Origin of the sequence: Streptomyces sp. NPDC005898 (assembly GCF_040629635.1) — a bacterium.
Classification (GTDB): Bacteria; Actinomycetota; Actinomycetes; order Streptomycetales; family Streptomycetaceae; genus Streptomyces.
This window is the reverse complement of record NZ_JBEXWC010000015.1, coordinates 58,141-75,300: the sequence shown is the minus strand read 5'-3', so window position 1 is coordinate 75,300 and position 17,160 is coordinate 58,141. Positions and strand designations below refer to the sequence as shown.

Annotated in this window: 18 protein-coding genes and 7 tRNA genes; 10 read left to right on the top strand and 15 right to left on the bottom strand. The window is 74.0% G+C overall.

All coding sequences use genetic code 11. The features are described from left to right. Positions 1-87 precede the first annotated feature (87 nt). Together ABZ385_RS21000 and ABZ385_RS20995 are read right to left on the bottom strand one after the other, a co-directional pair. A tRNA-Val gene (locus ABZ385_RS21000) sits at positions 88-162 on the bottom strand. 39 nt (positions 163-201) lie between these two features. After that, a complete protein-coding gene (locus ABZ385_RS20995; protein WP_358912569.1) occupies positions 202-648 on the bottom strand; it encodes an SRPBCC family protein in 447 nt (148 codons plus the stop codon). A 93-nt stretch (positions 649-741) separates the two neighbouring features. Between ABZ385_RS20995 and ABZ385_RS20990 the strand changes: the two genes are divergently transcribed. Continuing rightward, entirely contained in the window at positions 742-3,273 is a 2,532-nt protein-coding gene (locus ABZ385_RS20990; protein WP_358912567.1) for a hypothetical protein, read from the top strand. A gap of 136 nt (positions 3,274-3,409) precedes the next feature. Here the strand turns inward: ABZ385_RS20990 and ABZ385_RS20985 are convergent. After that, positions 3,410-3,481 (bottom strand) — tRNA-Val (locus ABZ385_RS20985). Positions 3,482-3,545: 64 nt separating this feature from the next. Beyond that, complete coding sequence (locus ABZ385_RS20980; RefSeq protein WP_358701132.1) at positions 3,546-3,980, bottom strand: TIGR02611 family protein; 435 nt, start codon at positions 3,978-3,980, stop codon at positions 3,546-3,548. A 191-nt stretch (positions 3,981-4,171) separates the two neighbouring features. On the opposite strand from ABZ385_RS20980, the gene ABZ385_RS20975 reads away from it, so the two are divergent. Continuing rightward, the gene (locus ABZ385_RS20975; RefSeq protein WP_003959770.1) at positions 4,172-4,585 is read left to right on the top strand and encodes an SsgA family sporulation/cell division regulator; all 414 of its coding nucleotides are present in this window, start codon (positions 4,172-4,174) and stop codon (positions 4,583-4,585) included. A gap of 244 nt (positions 4,586-4,829) precedes the next feature. Continuing rightward, the gene (locus ABZ385_RS20970; protein WP_358590648.1) at positions 4,830-5,387 is read left to right on the top strand and encodes a CGNR zinc finger domain-containing protein; all 558 of its coding nucleotides are present in this window, start codon (positions 4,830-4,832) and stop codon (positions 5,385-5,387) included. Positions 5,388-5,451: 64 nt separating this feature from the next. Here ABZ385_RS20970 and ABZ385_RS20965 read toward each other — a convergent pair whose 3' ends face one another. Next, the gene (locus ABZ385_RS20965; RefSeq protein ID WP_358912565.1) at positions 5,452-5,673 is read right to left on the bottom strand and encodes a hypothetical protein; all 222 of its coding nucleotides are present in this window, start codon (positions 5,671-5,673) and stop codon (positions 5,452-5,454) included. Positions 5,674-5,963: 290 nt separating this feature from the next. Further along, positions 5,964-6,413 (bottom strand): hypothetical protein, encoded by a 450-nt coding sequence (locus ABZ385_RS20960; RefSeq protein WP_358590644.1) that lies wholly within the window; start codon positions 6,411-6,413, stop codon positions 5,964-5,966. Positions 6,414-6,627: 214 nt separating this feature from the next. Between ABZ385_RS20960 and ABZ385_RS20955 the strand changes: the two genes are divergently transcribed. Beyond that, positions 6,628-7,158 (top strand): DsbA family protein, encoded by a 531-nt coding sequence (locus tag ABZ385_RS20955; protein ID WP_358912563.1) that lies wholly within the window; start codon positions 6,628-6,630, stop codon positions 7,156-7,158. A 59-nt stretch (positions 7,159-7,217) separates the two neighbouring features. On the opposite strand, the gene ABZ385_RS20950 is transcribed toward ABZ385_RS20955, so the two are convergent. From ABZ385_RS20950 to ABZ385_RS20940, 3 genes are read right to left on the bottom strand one after another with little or no spacing between them, the layout of a single operon-like run. Beyond that, positions 7,218-8,042, bottom strand: coding sequence for a GNAT family N-acetyltransferase (locus ABZ385_RS20950; RefSeq protein ID WP_358912561.1), 825 nt, complete (start codon positions 8,040-8,042; stop codon positions 7,218-7,220). 26 nt (positions 8,043-8,068) lie between these two features. Further along, the gene (locus tag ABZ385_RS20945; protein WP_358912560.1) at positions 8,069-8,890 is read right to left on the bottom strand and encodes an aminodeoxychorismate lyase; all 822 of its coding nucleotides are present in this window, start codon (positions 8,888-8,890) and stop codon (positions 8,069-8,071) included. A 2-nt stretch (positions 8,891-8,892) separates the two neighbouring features. Beyond that, a complete protein-coding gene (locus ABZ385_RS20940; RefSeq protein WP_358577973.1) occupies positions 8,893-9,912 on the bottom strand; it encodes a chorismate-binding protein in 1,020 nt (339 codons plus the stop codon). A 187-nt stretch (positions 9,913-10,099) separates the two neighbouring features. Here ABZ385_RS20940 and ABZ385_RS20935 point away from each other — a divergent pair. The 5 genes from ABZ385_RS20935 to ABZ385_RS20915 all read left to right on the top strand — a co-directional run bounded on the left by ABZ385_RS20935 (position 10,100) and on the right by ABZ385_RS20915 (position 10,586). After that, a tRNA-Gly gene (locus ABZ385_RS20935) sits at positions 10,100-10,172 on the top strand. Positions 10,173-10,212: 40 nt separating this feature from the next. Beyond that, a tRNA-Cys gene (locus tag ABZ385_RS20930) sits at positions 10,213-10,286 on the top strand. 1 nt (position 10,287) lies between these two features. Beyond that, a tRNA-Val gene (locus ABZ385_RS20925) sits at positions 10,288-10,359 on the top strand. A gap of 50 nt (positions 10,360-10,409) precedes the next feature. After that, positions 10,410-10,481, top strand: a tRNA-Val gene (locus ABZ385_RS20920). A 30-nt stretch (positions 10,482-10,511) separates the two neighbouring features. Further along, a tRNA-Val gene (locus tag ABZ385_RS20915) sits at positions 10,512-10,586 on the top strand. Positions 10,587-10,641: 55 nt separating this feature from the next. On the opposite strand, the gene ABZ385_RS20910 is transcribed toward ABZ385_RS20915, so the two are convergent. From ABZ385_RS20910 to ABZ385_RS20895, 4 genes are all read right to left on the bottom strand, one after another. Next, entirely contained in the window at positions 10,642-10,932 is a 291-nt protein-coding gene (locus ABZ385_RS20910; RefSeq protein ID WP_358577952.1) for a zf-TFIIB domain-containing protein, read from the bottom strand. A 119-nt stretch (positions 10,933-11,051) separates the two neighbouring features. After that, positions 11,052-11,972 (bottom strand): aminoglycoside phosphotransferase family protein, encoded by a 921-nt coding sequence (locus tag ABZ385_RS20905; protein WP_358912558.1) that lies wholly within the window; start codon positions 11,970-11,972, stop codon positions 11,052-11,054. A 519-nt stretch (positions 11,973-12,491) separates the two neighbouring features. Then, complete coding sequence (locus ABZ385_RS20900) at positions 12,492-12,695, bottom strand: hypothetical protein (RefSeq protein ID WP_358912556.1); 204 nt, start codon at positions 12,693-12,695, stop codon at positions 12,492-12,494. A 199-nt stretch (positions 12,696-12,894) separates the two neighbouring features. Beyond that, positions 12,895-13,161: a hypothetical protein gene (locus ABZ385_RS20895; protein WP_358912554.1), complete on the bottom strand. Its 267-nt coding sequence runs from the start codon at positions 13,159-13,161 to the stop codon at positions 12,895-12,897. A 196-nt stretch (positions 13,162-13,357) separates the two neighbouring features. On the opposite strand from ABZ385_RS20895, the gene ABZ385_RS20890 reads away from it, so the two are divergent. Continuing rightward, positions 13,358-14,728 (top strand): serine/threonine-protein kinase, encoded by a 1,371-nt coding sequence (locus ABZ385_RS20890; protein ID WP_358912633.1) that lies wholly within the window; start codon positions 13,358-13,360, stop codon positions 14,726-14,728. 269 nt (positions 14,729-14,997) lie between these two features. Here ABZ385_RS20890 and ABZ385_RS20885 read toward each other — a convergent pair whose 3' ends face one another. Further along, positions 14,998-15,816 (bottom strand): RNA methyltransferase, encoded by an 819-nt coding sequence (locus ABZ385_RS20885; protein ID WP_358912552.1) that lies wholly within the window; start codon positions 15,814-15,816, stop codon positions 14,998-15,000. A gap of 97 nt (positions 15,817-15,913) precedes the next feature. Then, positions 15,914-17,146, bottom strand: a complete 1,233-nt coding sequence (gene cobA, locus ABZ385_RS20880) for a uroporphyrinogen-III C-methyltransferase (protein ID WP_358577941.1) — start codon at positions 17,144-17,146, stop codon at positions 15,914-15,916. Between the last annotated feature and the right edge of the window lie 14 nt (positions 17,147-17,160).

Sequence of the window (17,160 nt, the reverse complement as noted above, 5' to 3'; positions counted from 1 at the left end):
GTCTTCCCTGCCGGACGCCGACACGGTCCGGGAACCAGCAAGGGCCACCCTGACGGGTGGCCCTTGGAAGGTACCGGGAACTTCTTGTGGTGGGCGATACTGGGTTCGAACCAGTGACCTCTTCGGTGTGAACGAAGCGCTCTCCCACTGAGCTAATCGCCCGGGAACGCACTGAACAATACAGGTCCAGGCGCCTTTCCTTCAAACCGCTGCCAGATGAGCCGCGAGACCCCTGCGCCCCGCCCTCATCATCACCGCGTGGTTGAGCAGGAACACGGGCCTGCCGGGCACGGCGAAGCGCCGCATCAGCGGTCGCCGCACCTCGACCTCCTGGTCGTAGCGGGCCCGGGTCCCCAGCGGGCCCGGCGTGACCGTCCAGCGCGCCCAGCCGTCCAGGTCGCCGCTCATGACGACCTCCAGGACGCCCGCGTCCGGGTCGCGGTGCCGTTCCTGCGCGGCCACATGAAGGTCGTAGGGGAGGAAGGAGCGGAAGCGGGCGACGCCGCTGCGGCCGTCGGGGGACGTCACCTCGCGCACCTGCGGCCACCACAGCGGATACTCCTCGACCCGTTCCAGGACGGCGTAGACGTCGGCGGGCGCTCCGGGCAGGTCCCAGAGGCTGCGGAATCGGTAGTGGCACCAGTTCATGGGGGAAGTCTGCCCCGCCTGGGGCCGGATCTGAGTACGTCCTGAGTATCCGCGCCGATACCGCGCGGCGTGGCGCGGACCACACTCATCGGCATGACGAACATTCCGCCACCGGCCGAGGAGCTGCGCGTCCTCGACTGGGAGCTGGGCCGACTGGAGGCGCGCAGAGCGCAGTTGCTGCGGCGCCGGGCCTGGCTCCTCGACGTCCTGCGCGCGGCGGACCCCGCCCGGCCGCCCACCGCCCCACCTCCGACTCCGGCCGGGCCGCCCGTCCCCGGGGGCAGCGGGCCGAGTGTCCAGAACGTTCTGCTGGCGCTGGGCGGCGTGCTGCTGACCATCGCGGCGATCGCTTTCACGGTGGTGAGCTGGGGGCACCTGGGTATCGGCGGGCGCGGCGCGGTCCTCGGGGCGGTGACACTGGCGGCGCTGTGCGCTCCCGTGGCGCTGCTGCGGCGTTCGCTGCGCTCGACGGCGGAGGCGGTGGCGGGCCTGGGGCTCGCGCTGACCGTCCTCGACACGTACGCGGTGCGGCATCTGGCCCTCTCCGCAGTGGACACGCTGTCCTACGCGGCGGGCGCCTCCGCGGTGCTCGCCACGCTGTGGGCGGTGTACGGCCGCCTGCTCGGCGAGCTGCGCCTGCCGGTGCCGATCGCGGTGGTCACGGCCCAACTCCCGCTGATCCTCTGGGCGGGGGCCGCGCAGGCCGGTGAGCACACGATGACGGCGGCGCTGCTCGTGACGGCGGCGTTCGACGCGGTGCTCGCGCTGACGGCGGCCGTGACCTCGGTGCGCGTGACCGCTGCCGTCGCCGGGTGCGCGCTCGGGCTCTGGGGCGCGGCGAGCGCCGGTCGGCTGTCCGTCCGCGTGGTGGATCCGACGGCGGCGGCCCAGGCGGGCGTCCTGCTGCTGTTCGCCGCGCTGATCGCGCTGGTGGTGGCGTGGCGGGCAAAGGGCGCGGAGATCTCCGTCGGCGCGGCGGGCGCGGGCGGTCTGCTCGTGGTGGCCGCTTCCGGCGGAGTGCTGCGGACCGTGCTGCCGGCGGCGTGGACCGTCCCGGCCCATCTGGCTTGCGGTGTCGCGCTGTTGGCGGCCGTCCGCGCCGTGCCGTCGGCGGCCGTGCGCCGGGGGCTCGCCGGGGCGTCGGCCGTGGTCCAGGGCCTCGCGGTGCTGTGGGCGCTGCCCGTCGCGGCGGTGGCGCTGCTCGCTCCGCTCGGCCGGGCCACCCGCGCCTGGTCGGCCACCCCCGCGGACGCCCGCGACGCCCTGCTCACCCCGCTCCCGCTGCCCCACGCCGCCCTGGCCCCCTTGGTGCTCGCGGCAGTCGCCGCGGCACTGCTCACGACAGCGGGCCTCCTCGTCACGCCGTCGGCCGGGCCCGCCGCCACGACGCCGGACGGACCGGTGCCGCCCGCGACCGGCGGGCCCAGCACCCCGTCCGTCGGTGGCGACCGCCCGGCCGCCGGTGCTCGGCGTGCCGCCTGGTTCGGGGCGGGGGTTCTGGGGTGGGCCGCTGCCCTCGCCCTGCCGGCCGCGCTGCGGTTGCCGTACGCCGTGGGGGTGTCGGCGCATGTCCTGGTGGTCGCCGTCCTGCTGGGCGTCGCCGTCCGGGCCGCGTCCCGTGCGGTGGCCCTGACCGCGTCGATCCTGGCGCTCGCGACCTCTTTGAGCGTCGCGTTCCTCGCGCTGGCCACCGAGGCGGCCACCCTCGCCGTCCTCGGCGTACTCACCGCTCTGTTCCTGGCCGCCGCCGGCCGGGAGGCCGTGCGGGGCGGTGCGCCGGTCGGCGCCGGCGCCGTGGCGGCAGCTCGACCCGGCACGGCCACGCCGCCGGCCTGCGCGGCCGTCGCGTACGCCACCGCGTTCGTCTGCGCGGCCGGTGCCGCGCTGGGGCTGCGCGTGGAGCACATCGGGCTGGCCGCCCTGACCGTGCCGGCCCTCGCCGCGCTCACCGCCGCCCGCCTGGGCCGGCATCCGCTGGCGGCGCCGGTCGAGATCGCGGCGGCCGCGTCCGGGGCCGTCGCCGTCGCCCTCACCTCGGGCCACGCCCCCACGCTCGCGCTCGCCCTGGGTCTGGCCGGGCTCATCGCGGCGGGCACCGCGCTCCGCCCCGACCGCCGCCCCGTGGCGTACGCGGCCGGGGCGCTGTTCGTCCTGGCGAGCTGGGTCCGCCTCGCCTCGTGGGAAGTGGTGACCCCGGAGGCGTACACGCTCCCGGTGACGGTCCCCGCGCTGCTCCTCGGACTGCTGCACCGGCGCCGCGTCCCGGACACGTCGTCCTGGACGGCCTACGGGCCCGGCCTCGCCACGACGCTGCTGCCGAGCCTCGCCGCCGCCTGGGGGGACCCGTACTGGCAGCGCCCGCTGCTCCTCGGCGGCGCGGCGCTCGCCCTGACCCTGGCCGGCGCCCGGCACCGGCTGCGGGCCCCGCTGGTCCTCGGCGGCGTCGTGCTCGCCCTGGACGCCCTGCACGAACTGGCCCCGTACATCGTGCAGGTGGCGGGCGCGCTGCCCCGCTGGCTGCCGCCGGCGCTCGCGGGGCTGCTGCTCCTGGCCGTCGGCGCGACATATGAACAACGCCTGCGCGACGCGCGGCGGTTCCGGAATGCGCTCCACCGAATGAACTGAAATACCGTCACCCCCGACCGGGGCGGGCGGCGGCCATGTCGGGCGGGGCGGGTATGCGGATCCGTCAATTCCCTTGCAAGACACGGGAATACGACAACGGCCCGGAGGCTGAAAGCCTCCGGGCCGCAATCCGGGGTGGGCGATACTGGGTTCGAACCAGTGACCTCTTCGGTGTGAACGAAGCGCTCTCCCACTGAGCTAATCGCCCGGGCGCACAGAGAACATTACCGCATGTCAGCGGGTGCTTCCGACCGCCTCGGAGCCACCACCGGTCACTCCTTGATCTTCCACGGCATCGTGATGCCGAACTTCCAGACGTAGATGGCGACCAGCACCGCGACGATGACCAGGCCGACGGTCGTCAAGATGATGTTCCGGCGGCGCACCGCGGGGTCGAGCGCACGCTGCGCGGCCTCCGTGACCTTGCGCTTCGTCCAGCGCAGCACCAGCTGGGCCCAGACGAACTCGGTCGCCCAGATCGCCATGCCGCCGAAGATCACCAGCCATCCCGGGCCGGGCAGCGGCAGCATGATGATGCCCGCGACGACGACCGCGAGCCCCACGACGAAGACGCCCACCTGCCAGCTCAGGTGCAGCATCCGGCGGGCCTGGACGTACTGCGGCGCCCGCGATCCGAGTGGCTGCTCGGTCTCTGCCCCGGTGGCCGGTTCGGCGACCTCCGCGGGTTCGTTACTCCCCGTATTCATACGGCCAAACCCTACCGGACGGAAACCCGTCACCGGAATGGACGCATGGGCGGGAGAGAGAACCCGCCAAACGAGCTACCTAAAGACACCCAAAACCCTCAGAGGGGTTTACAACGCCACCGTAGGTGGCATGTCGATTTCGCCGACGTGCGAATCCCCGAGCGCACACTGAGCGAAAGGCCCTGGCGCTTATGAACACCACGGTCAGCTGCGAGCTGCACCTGCGCCTCGTTGTGTCGAGCGAGTCCTCACTGCCTGTACCCGCAGGACTGCGGTATGACACGGCCGATCCCTACGCCGTGCACGCCACCTTCCACACCGGAGCCGAGGAGACGGTCGAGTGGGTTTTCGCCCGCGACCTCCTCGCCGAGGGCCTGCACCGGCCCACCGGTACCGGCGACGTCCGAGTCTGGCCGTCCCGGAGCCACGGTCAGGGCGTCGTCTGCATCGCCCTGAGCTCCCCGGAGGGCGAGGCCCTGCTCGAGGCCCCGGCGCGGGCCCTGGAATCCTTCCTGAAGCGAACCGACGCGGCCGTGCCCCCCGGCACGGAGCACCGCCACTTCGATCTCGACACGGAGCTGTCCCACATCCTGGCCGAAAGTTAGCGGCGCGCAGGCGTCGAGATCTCCTCGCGCCGTCCGACTCGGGGCGACGGCGCACACAGCCACGACACGACGACACAAGGCGAACAGGAAGCAGGCACCGGCGCCGTCGCCGCGGAACCCCCGCGGCGACGGCGCCGGTGCGTGCCGGGGGGAAGCCGCTAGCATCGGCCAGCATCCGCGGGCACCGTTCCCCGGCTCTCCATGAGCGGGGGACCCCCGCCATCCCCAGGCCAGGGAGCGAATCGTGCTGATCACCCACGACACCCGGTGTTCCCTCGACGCCGTGGTCGATCTGGTGAACACCGCACCGGAGGAGGCCGGCGCCGACGCACTCGCGGACGTGGCGGCGCTCGGCGACTTCGCACGGAGCCACAAGGTGAGCGACGTGGGGACGCTCGCGGAGCGTGACCTCCAAGGGGTGCGCCGGGTCCGCGCCCGCTTCGCGGAGGTCTTCGCGAACCCCGAGCCGCGGACCGCGTCGACGATCATCAACGAACTCGTCGCGGCGGCGGGCACCACGCCCCGGCTCACCGACCACGACGGTCACGACTGGCACATCCACTACTTCGCGCCGGGGGCGTCCATCGCGGACCACCTGGCCGCCGACGGCGGGATGGCCCTGGCCTTCTTCGTGGTCGCCGGGGAACAGGAGCGGCTGCGGCGCTGCGAGGCGCCGGACTGCCGGCGCGCGTTCGTCGACCTCTCCCGCAATCGCTCGCGCCGCTACTGCGACAGCCGCACCTGCGGCAACCGGCTGCACGTGGCGGCCTACCGCGCCCGCCGCAAGGAAGCGGCGGGCTAGCGCGCGGCCGACGCGACAGCGACCGGCGGAGCGGCCGGCGGGGTGGTCGGCGGGGCGACCGCGGCTAGAGCAGCAGCAGGTCGTGCAGCGACGCCAGCAGGATCAGCATGCCGACCACCGTCAGGAAGATCATCAGTGGCGGCTGGGAGAGGGCGAAGAGGCAGCCTCGCGATTCTTCGTCGGTGGCGTGCCGCTCTGCGTCGGCGGGTCGTCGCGTCGGGTCCGGGGCCGCTCGCCGTCCGTCGTCCGGCGGTGCGGCATCGCCCTGTGTAGGGGTGTCAAGCATCTCGTCGTGATGATGACGCAGGCGGCCGGTGCCCGCCGACCAACACGCCCGGGCGGGAGGGGAGTTCGCCGGAACCCGTGAACAGGCCAAAGTCCCGTGCCCGGTGCGTTCCGCCCATGGCCCACGGCCGTTCACCCGCGCGCCGCCCGGCGGGTCGGGCCGCACTCGAACGAGGGAGCGGCCGTGCCCGGCGGGGAGCGCGCGGCCCGGCGTGCGCGGCAAGGACTACGCGGTGGGCCCACGCCCCCGAGCGCCGCGCCGGCCCCCGATGAGCCGGTAACCGAAAGCCCTCATATGCCGTGCTTCTTGAGGATCGCCTCGATGTCGCTGAAGTCCTCCGCGGGCGCGGCGGCCTTCGGCCTGGCGGCGGGCTTCGCGGCGGCCGGGCGGGCGCCGCCCTGGCCGAGCGAGGGCGCCGACGCGGCGGGGGCCACCGCCTCGCGCCGGGCGGCCTTCGCGGCCTTGCGCTCCTCGCGGGTGCCGCCCCTGCGGCGCTCCACCGCGCGCGTCCCCAGGAACATCAGCCAGGCCGCGCCGAGCACCCCGAAGCCGACCCACGCCTTGAGGCTGAACGCGGTGTCCGCCGCCCACCCGACGACGCCGGTCAGCACGAGTCCTATGGGCACCAGGGAGTACGCGGCGAGACGGGCGGCGGCGAGGAAGCGCCTGCGGTAGGCCGTGACCGCGGCGATGCCGAGCCCGGCCGCGGAGACGGCGGAACAGACGGTCTCGGCAATCATCCGGTCCTCCAGGAATACGGGCGTCGGCCGCAATGGCCCTGTCCTCCCCTCCATCCTGCACCGAGCGGGGGCCGCGGAGCCACGCCCGGCGGCGGACCTCAGGGACATATCCGGGTCATCCCGGGGTCCCGGCTCCTCCCCAGGTGCCGGTCGGCGTCCTGGTCGCCTCCGGTCCCGGTCGGGAGGCCGCCCCGGGGGCTGGAAGACTGTGCCCATGAGCGACTCCCCTGCCCACCACCCCCTCCGCCCCGTCGTCGTCGACGTCTGGTGCGAGCTCCAGTGCCCCGACTGCCGTACCGCCCTGGACGACGTGCGCGCCCTGCGCGCCCGCTACGGCGACCGCGTCGAGCTGCGCCTGCGCCACTTCCCCCTGGAGAAGCACAAGCACTCCTTCGCCGCCGCCCAGGCCGCGGAGGAGGCCTTCGAGCAGGGCAAGGGCTGGCCGTACGTCGAGGCGGTGCTCGCCGGGGTCGAGGATCTCGACCGCAGGGGCGAGCCCTTCCTCGTGGACACCGCCCGGGAACTGGGCCTGGACGCGGAGGAGTTCGACACCGCCCTGGTCGACGGCCGGCACATCCTGATCGTCGACGCCGACCAGGCCGAGGGCAAGGCCATCGGCGTCACCGGCACGCCGACGTACGTCATCGGCGGCGAGCGCCTGGACGGCGGCAAGAGCCAAGAGGGCCTGCGGCAGCGCGTCGAGGAGATCGCCGACCGCCTCCTGGCGGCTGCCGAAGGCGCCTGACCACGAGGCGGCTCGCCACGAGACGGCCCGGCCGTGAGGCGGTCCGGCCGTGAGGCGGTCTAGAGCAGCGGCTTGTAGAGGCAGTACGTGATCGGCTCGTAGCCGAGGGAGTCGTACAGGCGCAGGGCCGGGGTGTTGCCCGCGAAGACGTTGAGGGCGATGCGGTCGCGGCCCGCCGCTCGGGTCTGCGCCTCGGCGAGGAGCATCAGGGAACGGCCGTGCCCGCGCCCCCGGTGGGGCTCGTCCACCTCGACGTCGAAGACGAACGCGTCGTCGTCGCCGATCCTGAGCCACAGGTGACCGACCGTGGCGGCATCCCGCGTGAGCACGCTCAGCAGGACGCCGGGGGTGGCGAGCCCTTGGGGCAGGCCCTTGGCGTGGTCGGCCTCGGACTTGGCGTGGGCCTGGGCCTCGGGCACACCGCGCTTGATCCAGGACTGCGCGTACTGCCGCTTGGCCCGCGCCAGCCACACCTCGTACTCGTCCCGGGTCATCGGCCGCCCCGTGACGCCCGGCGGCAGCGCGGCGGGCTCGGCCGGCACCGGCTTGGCCATGCGGCGGTTGCGCTCCACGTAGCCGAGCGCCCGCACGAGGCGCAGCGCCTCGGCCGCCTCCGCGGGCACGTCGACCTCGACGCGCTCGCAGCCCCAGCCCCGCGCGACCTCCTCCGCGGCGAGCGCGGCCACGGTGCCGCGCCCGCGGCGGCGGTCCGGCCCGGCGATCCGCAGGTCGCGCACGCGGCACACGGCCGGGCCGAAGACCTCGTCGGTGGCGAGCGCGACGGAGCCGACGGGGCGGCTGTTCACGCAGACGTCGTACGTGCGCGCCCTGCCGCCCTCGGCGCTGCGCTGAAGCGGCCCGCTGGGCCGCAGAGTGGTGGTCATCCCACAGGTTCTACCCGCCCCGCGGCTCAGGGATCCAGATCAGCGGCGGCCCGCTCGTCGAACGTCCGCATCGCCTTGGTGGTCACCGGGCCCGGGGCGGCGGTCAGCTGGCGCCCGTCGATGCGGTGGACACCCTGGACGTCGCGCAGGGTCGAGGTCAGGAAGACCTCGTCGGCGCGCTCCAGGACGTCCATCGGCAGGTCGCTCTCGCGGGCGCCCGTCCATTCGACGGCCAGGGCGCGGGTGATGCCCGCGAGGCAGCCGGAGGCGAGCGGCGGGGTGAGGATCTCGCCGTCGAGCACGACGAAGACGTTGGAGCCGGTGCCTTCGCAGAGCTGCCCGACGGTGTTCGGGAACAGCGCCTCCGAGGCGCCCTTCTCGTGGGCGCGGGCGAGGGCGACGACGTTCTCCGCGTACGAGGTGGTCTTCAGGCCGGTCAGGGCGCCGCGTTCGTTGCGGGTCCAGGGGACCGTGATCACGGCGGTGGCGTCGGGGCGGCGCACGGCCTCGCCGAGGGCCACGATCAGGGTGGTGCCCTGGTCGCCGCGGTCCGAGCCGAGCGGCGACAGGCCTCCGGTGTAGGTGATCCGCAGGCGTCCCAGGGGCAGCGGGTTGGCCTCCAGGACGGCGACGCAGGCGCGGCGCGCCTCGTCGAGGTCGGGTTCCGGCAGCCCGAGGCCCCGCGCGGAGCCGGCGAGCCGGTCCAGGTGGCGGGTGAGGGCGAAGGGCCTGCCCTCGACGGACTTCACCGTCTCGAAGACGCCGTCGCCCACCGTGAGGCCGTGATCGAGCACGGAGACCCGCGCGGAGTCGATGTCCCGCAGCCCGCCGTTGAGCCATATCTTCACGTTCAGGTTCCTCCGCTCGCTTCGTACGCCCCCGACGCTACCGCCAGCAGCCGCGCGGCCTTCAGCTCGGTCTCCCGCCACTCCCCCTCGGGGTCCGAGCCCCAGGTGATGCCCGCTCCCGTGCCGAAGCGCAGCATTCCCTCGGCCCGGTCGATCCAGAAGGTCCGGATGCCGACGGCCAGCTCTCCGGTGCCCCGGTCGGCGTCCACCCACCCGATGCCACCGCAGTACGGGCCCCGGGGGGCCGTCTCCAGTTCCTCGATGATCCGCAGGGCGCTGGACTTGGGGGCGCCGGTGACGGAGCCGGGCGGGAAGGTCGCCGCGAACAGTTCCGGCCAGCCGGCGTCCGGGCACAGCTCGCCGTGGACGGTGGAGACGAGGTGGACGAGGCCGGGGTGCTTCTCCACCGCGCAGAGGTCTGGGACCGTCACCGAGCCGGTCGCGCAGACGCGCCCCAGGTCGTTGCGGACGAGGTCCACGATCATCACGTTCTCGGCGTAGTCCTTGTCCAGGAGGTCCGCCTCCGTGCGCCCGGTGCCCTTGATGGGGCCGGACTCCACGACGCGGCCCCGGCGGCGCAGGTAGAGCTCCGGGGAGGCGGTGGCCGTCTCCACGCCGTGCGCGGGCAGGCGAATCGTTCCTGCGTACGGGGCGGGGTTCCCGCGCGCGAGGAGGGCCGTCAGGGCGTCCACGTCGGCGTCGGGCGGGACGGGCGCGGACAGAATTCGGCAGAGGTTCGCCTGATAGACCTCGCCCTTCGCGATGTACGCGCGCACCCTTCGTACGCCCTCCGTGTACGCGGCGCGGTCGAGGGAGGACGTCCAGTCGCCGCTCGCGGGCCCCTGCCACCTCCCCGGCACGGGAGCGGGCACGGCCTCTTCGCGTACGTCGTCGAAGCGGGCGCAGACCAGACCTCCCTCGAAATCCGCGGACACCGCCCAGAAGCCGGCGGAGTCCAGGGCCGAAGGGTCGCTGGTCACGTCGCGCAGGCCGGTGGCCACGAGGCCGCCGAACCGCGCCATGGGAGGGAGCGCCGGTGAGGACGCCGGAGGGGGGTTGTGCACGGCTGCGAGTCTATGACCGGCGTCCTGGCGGCGCCCCGGACCGGCGACAGCGCAGCACGCTGCGCAAACGCGTTTTTGTACTGGCCCAGGAATCCGCTAGAGTTCAACACGTCGCCGGGACGCGCAAGCGGGCCGGGAAAGACAAGCGGACGTAGCTCAGTTGGTAGAGCGCAACCTTGCCAAGGTTGAGGTCGCCAGTTCGAACCTGGTCGTCCGCTCGCAGGAACGTGGGGGATCTTCCCGAGACCCCGCACTCCTGGTGGAGTGGCCGAGAGGCGAGGCAACGGCCTGCAAAGCCGTCTACACGGGTTCAAATCCCGTCTCCACCTCCAAGGACGATTAGCTCAGCGGGAGAGCGCTTCCCTGACACGGAAGAGGTCACTGGTTCAATCCCAGTATCGTCCACTGATCTTTACGGAGACCGTCTCGACGGTGTGCTCCCGAAGGTCGAACCCGCGCGATTAGCTCAGCGGGAGAGCGCTTCCCTGACACGGAAGAGGTCACTGGTTCAATCCCAGTATCGCGCACGCAGTACGCAGCACACGCAGGACAAGCCCGCGCGATTAGCTCAGCGGGAGAGCGCTTCCCTGACACGGAAGAGGTCACTGGTTCAATCCCAGTATCGCGCACCACCCCCGAAGCCCCCGGCCGTCTCCACGGCCGGGGGCTTCGTCGTTCCGGGGCTTCTCAGGAGGAGAAGAGCATGTGCCCGAAGCTCTGGTGGCGCTTGCCGTGCCCGTAGTGACCGCCGTGGCCGCCGTGCGGGGCACCCCAGGCGGGGGCCGGCGCGGCCGGGTAGGCCTGCGGGGGCGCGGGCGGCGGCGGGGCCTGCTGGCCGCCCCACTGGGCCTCCAGGCGGGTCAGGGACTCCAGCTCGCCGTAGTCCAGGAAGATGCCGCGACAGCCGCTGCACTGCTCGATCTGGACGCCATTGCGGTTGTACGTGTGCATCGGTGCGTGACACTTGGGGCACTGCATGGACGGCTCAACTCCTCGCCGGTGGTGACTGCTTCGCCGGATCTCTGCCCGGCTTCGGTGCGTCGCACCCTACTTCGTCGCCTCCCGGGCCAACTCGGGCGGGCGGGCGGACCCTCGGCTCAGGCCGGGGCCATCCGGCCGCAGGCGTCGATCACGGCCTGCTCGACCTCGTCCAGGGGGCGGTCGGCGGCGACGGCCTTGGCGATCGCGAGGGCGGCCGTCTGCACGGTCAGCGCGCGGGCCGGGACGTCGAGGGCCGGCCAGGGGTCGGCGCCGCCGGCCGGCACGGCCGGGCCGCCGGCCGCGCGGTAGGCGTCCAGGAAGCGGGTCCACTCCTGCGGGGCGAGCAGTCCGCACGCGTACCAGGCGGCGGGGCGGGCCAGGTCCCAGGCGGGGTCGCCCGCGCCGAGATCGTCCACGTCGATCAGCAGCCAGGTGCCGTCCGGGGTGCGCACGAGCTGGCCGAGGTGGAGGTCGCCGTGGCACAGGCGCGGCGGGCCGGGGGCGGGGCCCTCGTCGCGCGCCCAGGCAGGCAGGGCCCGCCAGGCCCGCAGGACCGTGGGCGCGGCGCGATGCGGACCGGCCGCGCGGAGACGCCCGACGGCGCGGGCCGCCTTGGCCGGGCCCCGCATGGCGGGCAGCGGGCTCGGGAGGGCCGCCGGGTCGGTGCGGTGCAACCTCGCCAGGAGAGTGGCGGCGGCCTCCCAAGGGGCCGCGTCCGGGTCGTCGCGGTCCACGGGGGTGCCGTGGGGCCAGCAGGTGACCAGGCGGCCGTGCAGCGCGGTGGGGACGGCGGACAGGGGCGGCAGCAGGACGTCCGGGAGTCGCTCGGCCACGGCGAGGCGTACCGCCAGGTCTGCCGGTTCCGTCTCCTCGGCGTGGGCCTTCGCGACGATGTCGCCGTGGCGCACGACGGTGGCGTCAGGACGGTCCGCGAGAACGGCACCGACGCCTTCGCCCGCACCGCAGCGGCAGTGGCCCGCACGCGGGTGAGCGGCGCGACGGGCCGTGGCGGCCAGCGCGGGGAGGAGGGTGGTCACGGGTCCCCTGGGGTACGTGGGCGGACTTACCGGCCGAAGCGTACGCAGTCCGGGGCGGGGGCCTCCTGCGGGGGCAGGCGGGGGCGAGCGCATCCGGCGCTCCGTTGATGTGGTCAGGCCTACGCCCGAACGGGCGGGAGGACGAGCGGGCCGCCGGACTCGCTGGACGGACGGGCCCCGGTGACTGTCGGGGCTGGCGTGGGGGCGGGCAGGGCGGACACGCTCCGGCACTCCGCTGGTGTGATCAGGGGTCGCGCCCGAACGGGCGGGAGAACGAGCGGGCCGCCGGACTCGCTGGACTGACGGGCCCCGGTGACTGGCGGGGACGGTGTGGGGGTGGGTCGGGCGCCCCCGGGCGGTTACTCGGAGCGGCTCGTCCGAGGGGCTCGTGGGCGTGGTGATGCCCGCGCAGCTCCCCAGCTGCGCGGGCATCTGTGCCGTCCGCCGCACCCCCGTCCCCACGGGGTTTCCTGGCCGGATGTCCCCGCCCGGACCGCTCTTCCGGGCCCGGGGCGCCGCTCAGCGCCCCAGCATCACGCCTACGGACGACGCTTGTGTGACCACTGCTTCCCAGCCGCCGAAGACGACCACGAGCAGGGCTGCCAGCGGGAGGACCATGGCCGTCGCCACCAGCGGGTGGCGCGTGCCGGACGGGCGGGCGCCGAACGCGGAGAACCTGCGCCCCTGCGTGCGGAGCATGGTCCGCGGTGCCGTGTCCGCCATGGTTCCTCTCCTGACCGTTTCCGATGTGGATCTGGCAGCGGCGAGTGGCTGACCTCGGGGGACGAGTGCTGCACTCGCCGCTTGACCTCAAATTTAGGTGGGTGGACACCCCCTGGCGTCATGCCCTCGTACCGATTGGTCGGCCTCCCGGAGGATGAGCGGCCCCCGCGCATGTACTCCCCTGGGTGGAGACGGAGACCTAGGTCTCAGGGTCTTCCCGGAGGGGGCGGGCCGAGGTCTCGGAGTCGTCCGCCCTGGGGACGGGCTGCTCGACCAGGGCCAGGACCCGGGTCGCCATGAACCTGGCCGTACGCACCACCGAGCCGGTACGGGTGACTTCGCTCACTTCCACCACTCCTCTGCGCACCGCCGTCTCCACCCGTCGGCCCGCCCGGCTCGCCACCACCTCGTACGTCTTCGTCGTGTCCCCCGCGTCCACGACTATCTCCACGCGGTCACCCTTCACGGGATCAATCCCCCTTCGGCGCTGGATGGTTGGAGTCGGGGCCGGCGCCAACGGCCGCGTGTCCCCCGCTCCCTGACCACTCTTCGATTTTCCCACCCGGCACTGACAATCGATCGCCTCGCGAGGGCGCGGCCTCTGCACGTGCCCGCCCGTGGAAACGTAAGCTGTGGCTCGTCAGACGGACCGGGTAGCGGGGATGGACATGGCGATGATGCGGCTCCGGCGCGAGGACCCGCGTGTCGTCGGCTCGTTCAGGCTGCACAGGCGCCTGGGCGCCGGCGGCATGGGTGTCGTCTATCTGGGCTCCGACCGGCGGGGCCAGCGCGTCGCGTTGAAGGTGATCCGGCCGGACCTGGCGGAGGATCAGGAGTTCCGGTCGCGGTTCGCCCGCGAGGTCTCTGCCGCCCGGCGCATTCGCGGCGGCTGCACGGCGCGGCTCGTCGCCGCCGACCTCGACGCGGACCGGCCGTGGTTCGCCACGCAGTACGTCCCCGGTCCCTCGCTGCACGACAAGGTCGCCGCCGAGGGGCCGCTCGCCGCGGCCGACGTGGCCGTGGTCGGCTCGGCCCTCGCCGAGGGGCTCGTCGCCGTGCACGAGGCGGGTGTCGTCCACCGCGACCTGAAGCCGTCGAACATCCTGCTGTCCCCCAAGGGGCCCCGGATCATCGACTTCGGCATCGCGTGGGCCACCGGCGCCTCGACGCTCACGCACGTGGGGACGGCCGTGGGCTCGCCCGGTTTCCTCGCCCCCGAGCAGGTGCGGGGCGCCGCCGTCACACCCGCCACCGACGTCTTCGCGCTCGGCGCGACCCTCGCGTACGCGGGCATGGCCGACTCACCCTTCGGGCAGGGCAGTTCCGAGGTCATGCTGTACCGGGTGGTGCACGAGGAGGCGCAGCTGCACGGCGTGCCGGATTCCCTGGCGCCGCTGATCCGCGCCTGCCTCGCCAAGGACCCCGAGGAGCGGCCGAGCACGCTGCAACTGTCGCTGCGCCTCAAGGAGATCGCCGCCCGGGAGGCGCAGGGCCTCGGCGACGTACGGCCCCCGGCGCCGCGTCAGGACCACGACCGGCCGACGGGACGGCTCGCCGAGAGCTACGCCGAACAGCGCACCCAGCGGCGGCCCGCCCCCGGCGGCACTCCCCCGCCGCGCCCCGCCGCGCCCCGGCCGGGCACCTCGCGGACCGGTTCCTCACGTACTGGTTCCTCACGGACTGGTTCCTCACGGACCGGTGCGTCCAGGCCCGGCGTCTCGCGGACCGGGTCCCGGCCGTCGGCCGCGCGGAACGCGCCGCGTTCCGGCGCCAGGCCCGCCCCGCGCAGCGGCACCGGCAGGCAGGGGCCGCGCACCAGCGGGTCGGGGCGCAGGATGATGCCCGCCAATCCGCGGCTGCTGCGCCAGCGGCTGTTCGTGTTCGTGGTCGTCACCCTGCTGGTGGCGCTGGGCATCGCGGCGGCGCAGGGCTGCCAGGGTCCCGCGCGGAGCCTCGGCGACGTGGACGTGCCGCAGCGGGGGACGACGTCCCAGAGCGGCCCGGCCGAGCCGGGGCAGACGCCCGGCACCTGACGGGGGCCGCAGGAGTTACGGGCGTCCGGTAAGGGATGCGGACGCCCCGTCAGGGATATGGGCGCCCCGTCAGAGGTGCGAGCGTCCCGTCAGGGATGCGGACACCCCGTCAGGGGCACGGGCGTCCCGTCAGAGGTGCGGGCGTCCGGTCAGGGATGCGGGCGCCCCGTCAGGGCTGCGGACACCCCGTCAGAGGCACGGATGCCCGATCGGGGGCACGGATGCCCGGTCGGAGGCACGGGCGCCCCGTCAGAGGTGCGGGCGTCCCGTCAGAGGTGCGGGCGTCCCGTCGCCACCGCGTAGAAGGCGACCGCCGCCGCCGCGCCCACGTTCAGCGAGTCCACGCCGTGGGTCATCGGGATGCGGACCCACTCGTCGGCCGCGACCAGGGCCTGGGTGGAGAGGCCGTCGCCCTCCGCGCCGAGCATCAGCGCGACGCGGTCCATGCGGTGCGGGGCCACCTCGTCCAGGGACTTCGCCTTCTCGTCCGGGGTCAGGGCGAGCAGGCTGAAACCGGCCTCGCGCACGCCCTCCAGGCCCTTGGGCCAGGACTCCAGACGGGCGTACGGCACCGAGAAGACCGCGCCCATCGACACCTTCACCGAGCGCCGGTAGAGGGGGTCCGCGCAGTCCGGCGAGAGCAGCACCGCGTCCATGCCGAGGGCGGCCGCCGACCGGAAGATCGCACCGATGTTCGTGTGATCGTTCACCGCCTCCATGACGACCACCCGGCGGTGGGTCGCGAGGAGTTCGTCGGCCGTGGGCAGCGGCTTGCGCTGCATCGAGGCCAGGGCGCCGCGGTGCACGTGGTAGCCGGTGACCCGTTCGGCGAGGTCCGGGCTGACCGCGTACACGGGTGCGGGGAGTTCGTCGATGACGTCCCGCATGACGTCGACCCACTTGGCCGACAGCAGCATCGAGCGCATCTCGTAGCCGGCGTCCTTGGCCCGTCTGATGACCTTCTCGCCCTCCGCGATGAACAGGCCCTCGGCCGGTTCGCGCCTGCGGCGCAGCTCGACGTCGGTCAGGCCCGTGTAGTCGCGCAGGCGGGGGTCGTCGGGGTCGTCGACGGTGATGAGATCAGCCACAGGGTGATACTGCCTTGTCGTGGGTGGGGTGCCAACGGCCGGGAGCGTGTTCCGTTACCGCTGGTTACTCGGATGGCGGGCCAGGGCCCCCGCCTGTCTAGGCCAGGGCCTGCGGGCCGACCCGGACGACGTCCCCGATGACGATGACCGCGGGGGGCCGGACCTCGTGGGTGCGGACCGCCTCGGCGACCGTGCCGAGCGTGGCGTCCACGCGGCGCTGGGCGGCCGTGGTGCCCTCCTGGATCAGCGCCAGCGGGGTGTCCGCCGTACGGCCGTGGGCGATGAGGGCCTCGGCGATCTTGCCGATCTTGTCGACGCCCATCAGGATCACGAGCGTGCCGCGCAGCCTGGCCAGGGCGGGCCAGTCGACCAGGGAGCGCTCGTCGTCGGGCGCCACGTGGCCGCTGACCACCGTGAACTCGTGGGCGACGCCCCGGTGGGTGACCGGGATGCCCGCGGCGGAGGGGACCGAGATCGAGCTGGAGATGCCCGGCACGACCGTGCAGGCGATGCCCGCCTCGGCGAGGGCCTGCGCCTCCTCCATGCCCCGCCCGAACACGTAGGGGTCGCCGCCCTTGAGCCGGACGACGGCCTTGCCCTGCTTGGCGTGCTCGATCAGGGCGTTGTTGATGGCCTCCTGGGCCATGAAGCGCCCGTAGGGGATCTTCGCGGCGTCGATGACCTCGACGTGCGGCGGCAGTTCGTCCAGGAGGTCGCGCGGGCCGAGCCGGTCGGCGATGACGACGTCCGCCGCCGCGAGCAGCCGGCGGCCGCGCACGGTGATCAGGTCGGGGTCGCCGGGGCCGCCGCCGACCAGGGCGACGCCCGGGGTCCGGGTGCGCAGGTGCGGGGCGACGAGGCTGCCGTCGCGCAGGCCCTCCACGACCGCGTCGCGGATGGCGGCGGTGCGGCGCGGGTCGCGGTCCTGCACGTCGCTGCTGAGCACGGCGACGGTGACGCCCTCGGAGCGGCCGGTGGCCGGGGTCCAGGCGGTGGCCGCCTCGGCGTCGTCGGACCGTACGCACCAGACGCGGTGCGCCTCCGCCTCCGCCGACGCGCGGGTGTTGGCGTCGGCGTCGCTGGTGGCGATCAGGGCGTACCAGGCGCCTTGGAGGTCGCCGTCCTCGTAGCGCCGCCGGGTCCAGGTGATCTCGCCCGCGTCGGCCATCGCCTCCACCGAGGGGGTCGCCGAGGGGGATACGAGGAGGACGTCGGCGCCTGCCTTGATCAGGGCGGGCAGCCGGCGCTGGGCGACCTGGCCGCCGCCGAGGACGACGACGCGGCGGCCTTCGAGGCGGAGGCCTACGGGGTAGGCGGGGTGTTCGGCCATGGCTGTGCGGCTCC

Coding starts and splice junctions, on each gene's coding strand:
- ABZ385_RS20995 (WP_358912569.1), bottom strand. CDS start 648: ATGAACTGGTGCCACTACCGATTCCGCAGCCTCTGGGACCTGCCCGGA.
- ABZ385_RS20890 (WP_358912633.1), top strand. CDS start 13,358: ATGGACATGGCGATGATGCGGCTCCGGCGCGAGGACCCGCGTGTCGTC.
- cobA (WP_358577941.1), bottom strand. CDS start 17,146: ATGGCCGAACACCCCGCCTACCCCGTAGGCCTCCGCCTCGAAGGCCGC.
- ABZ385_RS20960 (WP_358590644.1), bottom strand. CDS start 6,413: ATGATTGCCGAGACCGTCTGTTCCGCCGTCTCCGCGGCCGGGCTCGGC.
- ABZ385_RS20910 (WP_358577952.1), bottom strand. CDS start 10,932: ATGCAGTGCCCCAAGTGTCACGCACCGATGCACACGTACAACCGCAAT.
- ABZ385_RS20980 (WP_358701132.1), bottom strand. CDS start 3,980: ATGAATACGGGGAGTAACGAACCCGCGGAGGTCGCCGAACCGGCCACC.
- ABZ385_RS20940 (WP_358577973.1), bottom strand. CDS start 9,912: ATGGCGCGGTTCGGCGGCCTCGTGGCCACCGGCCTGCGCGACGTGACC.
- ABZ385_RS20975 (WP_003959770.1), top strand. CDS start 4,172: ATGAACACCACGGTCAGCTGCGAGCTGCACCTGCGCCTCGTTGTGTCG.
- ABZ385_RS20950 (WP_358912561.1), bottom strand. CDS start 8,042: ATGACCACCACTCTGCGGCCCAGCGGGCCGCTTCAGCGCAGCGCCGAG.
- ABZ385_RS20900 (WP_358912556.1), bottom strand. CDS start 12,695: ATGGCGGACACGGCACCGCGGACCATGCTCCGCACGCAGGGGCGCAGG.
- ABZ385_RS20965 (WP_358912565.1), bottom strand. CDS start 5,673: ATGCTTGACACCCCTACACAGGGCGATGCCGCACCGCCGGACGACGGA.
- ABZ385_RS20955 (WP_358912563.1), top strand. CDS start 6,628: ATGAGCGACTCCCCTGCCCACCACCCCCTCCGCCCCGTCGTCGTCGAC.
- ABZ385_RS20990 (WP_358912567.1), top strand. CDS start 742: ATGACGAACATTCCGCCACCGGCCGAGGAGCTGCGCGTCCTCGACTGG.